Genomic DNA, 8,213 nt, shown 5'->3' on the forward strand with positions numbered 1-8,213 from the left:
CATCGTTGATTTAGTGCACCACAGCATCGTCCGGGCGTGGACGATTGGTGCTCGCAACCTTATCACCGATGATCAACCCTTCGACGCCCGCGCTCACCTCGATTGTAGAGCCGTCACCCACATCCCCAGCAAGCAGCATTTCAGCCAGTGGGTTCTGCAAAGCGCGCTGGATCACACGCTTCAAAGGACGCGCCCCAAACACAGGGTCATACCCTTCATCAGCAAGCCATTTCTTCGCTGCATCATCCAGATCAAGCGTGATCTTGCGCGCAGCAAGCCGTTTGTCCAAGCGTTTAAGCTGAATGGTCACAATTCCAGTCATGTCCTCACGGGCAAGGCGATCAAAGATGATCGTCTCATCCAAACGGTTGAGAAACTCAGGCCGAAAATGTGCACGCACAGCATCGTTCACATCGCGCTTGGCATCGCTTGCATCCGCACCTTCGGGAAGTTGGCTCAGCGCCTGCGCTCCAAGGTTGGACGTGAGGATAATCAGCGTTTGCTTGAAATCTACCGTGCGGCCCTGACCATCGGTAAGCACTCCATCATCAAGCACCTGCAAGAGCACGTTGAACACATCTGGATGCGCTTTTTCCACCTCATCAAAGAGCACGACTTGATACGGACGACGACGCACAGCTTCGGTCAGCACACCGCCCTCATCGTACCCCACATAGCCGGGAGGGGCACCAATAAGGCGCGCAACCGAATGCTTCTCCATGAACTCAGACATATCAATCCGCACCATAGCGCTGTCATCATCAAATAGGAATTCAGCGACCGCTTTGGTCAGCTCGGTCTTACCCACACCTGTTGGTCCAAGGAACAAGAACGATCCAAGCGGGCGGTTCTCATCATTCAGGCCCGCACGCGCGCGTCGCACAGCGTTGGCAACAGAGGTCACGGCAGAATGCTGACCGATCACACGACCATGCAAAGCGTCTTCCATCCGCAAAAGCTTGTCGCGCTCGCCTTCAAGCATCTTAGACGTCGGGATCCCTGTCCAACGTTCAACAACGCTTGCAATCTGCTCAGGACGCACGGCTTCTTCAACCATCACGCCGTTGGCTTCCTGAGTTTCTGCATCGCCAAGCATCTTCTCAAGCTCTGGGATCACGCCATAAGACAGCTCACCCGCTTTCGCGAGATTGCCTTCACGTTTCGCGATGTCGAGATCAGCGCGCGCACGATCAAGTTGCTCTTTAATATCGCGCGCACCCGCAAGCTTGTCACGCTCTGCCTGCCACTGCGCCGTCATCTCAGAGCTACGTTCTTGCAAATCGCCAAGGTCTTTTTCAAGCACCTCAAGACGATCTTTGGACGCTTGATCATCCTCAAGCTTAAGCGCTTCTGCCTCAATCTGCTTTTGCATGATCTCACGATCAAGCGCATCCAGTTCTTCCGGCTTACTATCCACTTCCATGCGCAAACGGCTCGCTGCTTCGTCCATCAGATCGATCGCTTTATCCGGCAAAAACCGATCCGTGATATAGCGATGCGAAAGCGTGGACGCCGCCACAAGTGCGCTATCTGAAATACGCACGCCGTGATGCAGCTCATACTTCTCTTTGATGCCACGCAGGATAGAGATCGTATCCTCGACCGTTGGTTCCTCAACCATCACAGGTTGGAAGCGCCGCGCCAAAGCCGCGTCTTTTTCGACGTGCTTGCGGTATTCATCCAAAGTCGTTGCCCCAACGCAGTGCAATTCACCACGCGCAAGCGCAGGTTTCAAAAGGTTAGACGCATCCATCGCGCCATCGCCTTTGCCCGCGCCGACAAGCGTGTGCATTTCGTCGATAAACAGGATGATTTCACCCGCCGCAGTCGTGACTTCGCTTAGGATCGCTTTCAAGCGCTCTTCAAACTCACCGCGGTATTTTGCGCCCGCAATCAGCGCGCCCATGTCGAGGGACATGAGCTTCTTGTTGCGTAAACTCTCGGGAACATCGCCATTGATGATCCGCAGTGCAAGACCTTCGGCAATGGCCGTTTTACCAACGCCGGGCTCACCAATGAGAACAGGATTGTTCTTGGTACGACGGGACAAGACCTGCATCGCACGACGAATTTCTTCATCGCGGCCAATAATAGGGTCAATCTTGCCCTGCTCCGCCATCGCAGTCAGGTCCGTCGCGTATTTCTTGAGCGCGTCATAACCTTCTTCTGCGCTCGCGCTGTCAGCTGTGCGTCCCTTGCGAATATCATTAATCGCAGAATTGAGACTTTGCGCAGAGACCGCTCCAGCTTCCAAAGCTTCGCGCGCCTTGGACTTTACCAGCGCCAAAGCTTGCAAAATACGTTCGACAGGAATGAAGCTGTCGCCAGCTTTCGTTGCGAGTTTTTCAGATTCCGCCAAAACTTTGCCAGTTTGCGCATCAAGATATACCTGACCTGCATCACCACTGACTTTGGCGATTTTGCCAACGGACGCCTCAACGGCCTCAACCACGCGTTTGGGCGCGCCGCCTGCACGGGTGATCAAATTGGATGCCAATCCTTGGTCGTCATCCATCAATGCTTTTAGAATATGCTCTGGCGTCAAACGTTGATGATCTTCACGTTGAGCGATTGTTTGCGCCGCTTGGATAAACCCACGCGAACGCTCTGTGAACTTATTAAGGTCCATGTGTCGTACTCCTTATAAAGCACCCAACTGATGTTTTGCGCCTGCTTTGCAGCACGCATGGCGTCGGGCCTCGCACTGAATGTGGGAACTGAGAAGGGTCGTATCAAGGCCCACGTGCCACGCAATTAACGCGCATTTGGACACATTTCGCCCAGATTCGTCGCTTTAAGATACGAGCAGTAAACAATCTTAAGCCTCCAAAGCAGAGGCACTCACAGGAGCAGACCCATGATCGTAAAACGTATCGACATTATACCGACACAGGAATTTTCGCCCGAAACTGGCGGCGCTGGCAAAGTTGCCTTCGTCACGGACACAGGCGACGTTATCTTTGATTGTCAAATCAAACCCGGCCGTGATGCAATGAAGCGTAATCCAGTAGTCGCGTATATTTCCGAAGCGTTGCGCCAAGTGCAGCTGATGCCTGAATACCGTATTTCCAAGTCGTACATGAAATTTGCACCGGGTGTTTTGCCTGCTGAGTTTGCGCTGTAAGGCCTGATCTGCTTGACCTGCACGGCGCTCCACGCGATAGGAGTGCCATTCAGCAGGAGAAGCCACTATGTCCGATGATCGTTTGATCGTAGCCCTTGATGTGCCTAACGCATTAGAAGGGCTGCAAATGGCCGAAACTCTTGGCGACAGCGTGTCGTTTTACAAGATCGGGTTGGGCATGTTGACGGGTGGTGGACTCGCACTTGCAAATGAGCTGAAATCAGAGCACGGCAAACGCATTTTCCTAGACATGAAGCTGTTTGATATCAGCGCGACAGTGGAGTCTGCGGTACGTGGTCTCGCGCAGTTCGATATTGATTTTCTTACGGTTCACGGCGACCCGCATGTTGTGCGCGCTGCGAAAGAGGGTGCAGCTGGCACAAACCTCAAAATTCTTGGCGTAACGATCCTCACTTCGCTTGAGCGTAGTGATCTTGATAGCTGTCTTATCAAAGACGGCGCGATCCCTGATCTAGTGGTCGAACGCGCAGGACTTGCCTTTGACGCTGGCGCCGATGGTATCATCGCGTCCCCACAAGAAGCGGCAGCCATTCGCGCACTTCCAGAAGCCCAAGGACGTTTGATAGTCACACCCGGCGTGCGCCCTGCTGGCGCTGAGCTAGGCGATCAAAAACGAGTCGCAACGCCCTTTAGTGCTATCGCAGATGGCGCAGATCACATCGTTGTAGGTCGTCCGATCCGCGATACGAGTGATCGCAAAGCAGCGGCTGAAGCAATCAACGCCGAGCTTGCAACAGCCGGACATAACCGCGCTTAGTCGTTGATATCTTTTTCCCAGACTTTCACTTGCCCTTTGCGCACGCCCAAAAGTTGGCGCAAGGCGATCCATGAAATAAGCGAAACGACCGCGAATACCAAGAACGTCATAGGTAACGACAGGCTTAGCGCGCTGCCGCCGATCAATAAGATCAACCCCATTACAGCCGCGCCAATCGCAAACCCAAGAAAAATAAAGCTTGGCGCGAAGACTTCTAAAATTGCCAAAGCAACCGCAGCAATCATCCACAACACCCAAGAGGTCCACATTACTTTGACCCTCCCTTAAGCATTTTGAACGCATCGCCAAACGCGTCCATTGCACTGGAGGGGACAACAACTGTTTGCGAGCCACTACTGGATCCGAGTGCGGTCAAAGCTTCTACCTGTTTCAAAGCCACCTGATATTGCGCCGCAGATAGCCCATTCTCTGCAATCGCCGCAGCAACCACGCTTGTTGCATAAGCTTCCGCGTCCGCAGCAATGCGACGAGCCTTTGCAATCTGTTCAGCCGCATAAAGTTCCGCATCAGCGCTCAGCTCAACGGCGCGTTTTGCGCCCTCAGCTTCGGTGACCTGCGCGCGCCGCGCACGTTCTGCATTCAACTGCTGCAACATCGCATCGCGGGTCGCTTGATCTAGGTTCACGTCCAGAAGTTCGGCGCGCGTCACTTCGATACCCCAATCATTCACCGCACTCTCAACCAGCTTCTGAATTTGGCTGATCAGTTGCGTGCGGTTCGATTGCACCTCATCCAGCTCCATCTTGCCGATCTCTGAGCGCACCATCCCCGCAACGGTCGTCGCAATCGCAGCATCTACATCACGGATGCGATAAACCGTCTTTTCAGGCTCCAGAATACGGTAGAACACAGACGTCTCAACCTGCACCAATACGTTATCGGCTGTAATTGCGTCTTGGGTCGCATTGGGAAGCTGGCGTTCCAGAATCGAAATCTTATGCGCGACCTTGTCCAAGAAAGGCACGATCAGGTTAATGCCGGGCCCAAGCACAGAGCGCAGACGACCAAATCGCTCAACGACAAACTTCTCTGATTGCGGAACAATGCGAACGCCCAGCAGGATACAGAGAATTATGAAAGCCGCGAGCAGAACGATAAACGTGTTCTCGCTCAGAAAATTGAGGGCAATCTGATCAAGGGACATGAACAACTCCAAATAATTTGACTTGATATAGTCATGCACGCGCAAGAATACAAAGGGAGAGCGTTTGAAACGTAAGCCAATCGCGCTTAGTCTCACCCCCTACGCCAGAAGGATAAACGCAACGACATGCCCGCACTGTGCAGAGATTGTTTGACAGATTTTGAACAAGGCAGCCGTTGCCCTGCCTGTCGCTCTGCGCGCGTGATCCAGCATCCTGAGCTTATGACGCTTTCTATCGCCCATATGGATTGTGATGCCTTTTATGCCAGCGTCGAAAAACGCGATGATCCTTCGCTTGCGGATAAACCAGTGATTATCGGCGGCGGGCGTCGCGGGGTCGTCTCAACAGCCTGCTATGTGGCGCGCATCAAGGGTGTCCGCTCGGCAATGCCGATGTTTCAGGCGCTAAAGCTATGCCCCGATGCCGTCGTCATCAAACCACGTATGTCCGCCTATGTTGAAGCTTCCAAGGCGATCAAAGCGATGATGCTTGAACTGACCCCCGCGATTGAGCCGCTTTCATTGGATGAAGCATTTATGGATCTACGCGGAACAGAGCGCCTGCATGGTGCGCCCCCTGCTGTTATGCTTGCGCGGTTGATCAAACGAATGCGCAGTGAGGTGGGGCTTACAGGCTCGATTGGTCTATCGCACAACAAGTTTCTCGCGAAAGTTGCTTCTGATCTGGATAAACCCCACGGCTTTTCCGTCATTGGTGAAGCCGAAACAGCCAAGTTTCTTGCAGGCAAACCAGTGCGGATGATCTGGGGCGTTGGCCCTGCTGCGCAGGCCTCTCTTGAAAAGGTTGGAATTCGTACGTTCGACGATCTGCTCAGATGGGACAAAACAGATCTCATTGCGCGATTTGGTGGTACGGGTGAACGGCTCTATCATATCGCGCGCGGCGAGGATTATAGACGCGTTTCTGCGCATGCGCCCATCAAGAGCATTTCGAAAGAAACGACGTTTCATGATGATACTACTGATCTTAAGATTCTAGATGGGCATATTTGGCGTCTGTCAGAACAAGTTGCAGACCGCGCCAAGGCCAAAGACCTCGCAGGACGCGTTGTCACGCTCAAACTTAAACGCGCGAACTTCACGCAGATCACGCGGCGCATTTCCTTGCGCGATCCAACACAAATGACGGATCGGGTATACCGCGAAGCGCGCGCGCTGTTTGACACAGTCGCACATCAGGGGCCGTTTCGATTGATAGGAACGGGGTTATCTGACCTATGCAAAGCGGACAGCGCAGATTTAAGTGGCGATCTGCTCGACCCAGATGCAGTCAAACGCAGCAAAGCTGAGCGCGCGACAGACTCGATTCGCGCGCGCTTTGGCACTGATGCAATCGTAAAGGGTCGTGCGCTGCGCTAACTACTCTGCGGCGACGGGTAGGCTTGAACCACGATGCATCTTACAGACATCTGAAATGACAGTTGTGAGTGCCTGCTTAACATCTGCGAAATTTGAATTATGCGTCAGCGTTTCTTCGTTCATGTAGATCGAACGATCTATTTCAATCTGAATTGCATTTTGTTCGCGTGATGGGCGACCGTATGTTTGTGTCACATACGCCCCTGCAAAGGGGGTGTTGCGAGAAACCTTAAACCCTGCACCGGCGAAAGCGGCCTCAACGAAATCCATAACATCGCTGTTCGCGGACGCGCCAAAACGGTCCCCGAGCACCACGTCAGGACGATCTTTCGATGCACGTACTACACTATCAAGCGCCTCACGCGGCATCGAATGAAAATCCATCAAAAGAGCTGTGCCAAAATTCTCATGAGCTTCACCCAGCAAACGCGCGAGTTGGTCATGATATGGAAACCAATAATCTGTTAGCCTTTTGCGCGCTTCAACATGAGAAAGCTTACCACGATAAATCGCACGACTGTTGGCAACAACACGCGGGATCACCCCTAAACCAGAGGCAACACGCGGATTGTGCCCAGACTTTTGCACCCCATCAATCAGCGCAGGATCAAGTTCATCTGCACTGCGATTAAGATCCACGAACGCACGCGGCACAGTTGCCGTCAGCAAAGGCGCACCAAAGCGCGGGGTTTCTTCGATCAACTGATCGACAAAAGCGTCTTCACTCGAGCGCATCGTTAACTCGCTAAGCGCGGAGCGGCGCATGAACGACCATGTATAGTCGCGACCGCTATGAGGCGATGCGCAAATAACGCTGGATGTCAGCGCATCTGGTCGTGTGAGAGTAAAGCCGGATCGTGGCATGAATGCTCCTGTTCGTCGTATACGTTATAGACCGATTGTCAGAAATACCAAAAGCCCTTGATCCCATGTGCGACTCCTTTTATAGCCCCTCTCACAGGCGCGGGATTTCGCGCCCCATTTTGTTTTGGGGCAAGAGTTTTTAGCTTGTAGTAAGGGCGATTAGCTCAGTGGTAGAGCACTTCGTTGACATCGAAGGGGTCACAAGTTCGAACCTTGTATCGCCCACCATGATTTTTTTGCCCATCTCGGGCGCTAACCATCGAGGCGCACGCAGCGCCGCGTAAGAGGAGAAGACCTATGAAGGTTAAAAACTCGCTCCGCTCGCTGAAGCAGCGTCACCGCGATTGCCGTGTTGTGCGCCGTAAGGGCCGTGTTTATGTGATCAACAAAACACAGCGCCGCTTCAAAGCCCGCCAGGGTTAAGAGTAAGCAGCTTACTAATTGGAATGGGCCGTCTCTTTTTGAGGCGGCCTTTTCTTTTGAATGCAGGTCCTTTCAATCAGTCTTGGCGACAGAGTCCTGCATCAAATCTCTTTGCCCACATCTCGCATTACATCTGCGAGCAACTGCGCATCTGAATCGTGCTTATGCTTTTCTGTCGTAACAAGATATTCGCGTAGAACTGGTATTTCGACAGGCGGATCCACGATTGAAAGATCAGGCTGAGATGCAAAAAGTGGAACGAGGCGTTCATGTATCGTCGCAATATTATCTGTCCCAGCCAGAAAATGCGGCAGAACAACGAAACTCGGCAGAGAAGCAACAATATGTATCTCTGGCGTCTGCTTTTCGAGCCACCTTTCAAAATGGCTTTTACCGTTTTCTAGGCTTTGTTGCACAAATCGGGCACTGTAGGATTCACTGTGTGAATCCAGCGTGATAGCTCGCGGACATGAGCAGTT

Annotated in this window: 9 protein-coding genes and 1 tRNA gene; 5 read left to right on the forward strand and 5 right to left on the reverse strand. The window is 52.9% G+C overall.

Features of this window, described 5'->3' with window-relative positions; genetic code table 11:
• Positions 1-10: 10 nt before the first annotated feature.
• The gene (gene clpB / locus ACTG3Z_RS16630; RefSeq protein WP_439144134.1) at positions 11-2,629 is read right to left on the reverse strand and encodes an ATP-dependent chaperone ClpB; all 2,619 of its coding nucleotides are present in this window, start codon (positions 2,627-2,629) and stop codon (positions 11-13) included.
• Positions 2,630-2,857: 228 nt separating this feature from the next.
• Here clpB and ACTG3Z_RS16635 point away from each other — a divergent pair, with 228 nt between their 5' ends.
• Both ACTG3Z_RS16635 and pyrF read left to right on the forward strand, forming a co-directional pair.
• Complete coding sequence (locus ACTG3Z_RS16635; RefSeq protein WP_439144135.1) at positions 2,858-3,124, forward strand: hypothetical protein; 267 nt, start codon at positions 2,858-2,860, stop codon at positions 3,122-3,124.
• 67 nt (positions 3,125-3,191) lie between these two features.
• Positions 3,192-3,902, forward strand: coding sequence for an orotidine-5'-phosphate decarboxylase (pyrF, locus tag ACTG3Z_RS16640; protein ID WP_439144136.1), 711 nt, complete (start codon positions 3,192-3,194; stop codon positions 3,900-3,902).
• Here the strand turns inward: pyrF and ACTG3Z_RS16645 are convergent.
• Positions 3,899-4,171: an NfeD family protein gene (locus tag ACTG3Z_RS16645; protein WP_439144137.1), complete on the reverse strand. Its 273-nt coding sequence runs from the start codon at positions 4,169-4,171 to the stop codon at positions 3,899-3,901. The two genes, pyrF and ACTG3Z_RS16645, sit on opposite strands and share 4 nt — an antisense overlap.
• On the reverse strand, positions 4,171-5,067 hold the full coding sequence (locus ACTG3Z_RS16650; protein WP_439144138.1) for an SPFH domain-containing protein: 897 nt from the start codon (positions 5,065-5,067) through the stop codon (positions 4,171-4,173). Before ACTG3Z_RS16650 ends, ACTG3Z_RS16645 begins: the two co-directional genes overlap by 1 nt.
• A gap of 126 nt (positions 5,068-5,193) precedes the next feature.
• On the opposite strand from ACTG3Z_RS16650, the gene ACTG3Z_RS16655 reads away from it, so the two are divergent.
• The gene (locus tag ACTG3Z_RS16655) at positions 5,194-6,447 is read left to right on the forward strand and encodes a DNA polymerase IV (RefSeq protein ID WP_439144139.1); all 1,254 of its coding nucleotides are present in this window, start codon (positions 5,194-5,196) and stop codon (positions 6,445-6,447) included.
• On the opposite strand, the gene ACTG3Z_RS16660 is transcribed toward ACTG3Z_RS16655, so the two are convergent.
• Entirely contained in the window at positions 6,448-7,311 is an 864-nt protein-coding gene (locus ACTG3Z_RS16660) for an N-formylglutamate amidohydrolase (RefSeq protein WP_439144140.1), read from the reverse strand.
• A 153-nt stretch (positions 7,312-7,464) separates the two neighbouring features.
• On the opposite strand from ACTG3Z_RS16660, the gene ACTG3Z_RS16665 reads away from it, so the two are divergent.
• Together ACTG3Z_RS16665 and ykgO are read left to right on the forward strand one after the other, a co-directional pair.
• Positions 7,465-7,539: transfer RNA gene (locus tag ACTG3Z_RS16665), tRNA-Val, on the forward strand.
• A 69-nt stretch (positions 7,540-7,608) separates the two neighbouring features.
• Complete coding sequence (gene ykgO, locus ACTG3Z_RS16670; protein WP_012177066.1) at positions 7,609-7,734, forward strand: type B 50S ribosomal protein L36; 126 nt, start codon at positions 7,609-7,611, stop codon at positions 7,732-7,734.
• A 101-nt stretch (positions 7,735-7,835) separates the two neighbouring features.
• Here ykgO and ACTG3Z_RS16675 read toward each other — a convergent pair.
• On the reverse strand, positions 7,836-8,213 hold a 378-nt coding region (locus ACTG3Z_RS16675; RefSeq protein ID WP_439144141.1), incomplete at its 5' end, for a hypothetical protein.

The sequence above is a fragment of the Planktotalea sp. genome (assembly GCF_965659345.1).
Taxonomy (GTDB): domain Bacteria; phylum Pseudomonadota; class Alphaproteobacteria; order Rhodobacterales; family Rhodobacteraceae; genus Planktotalea.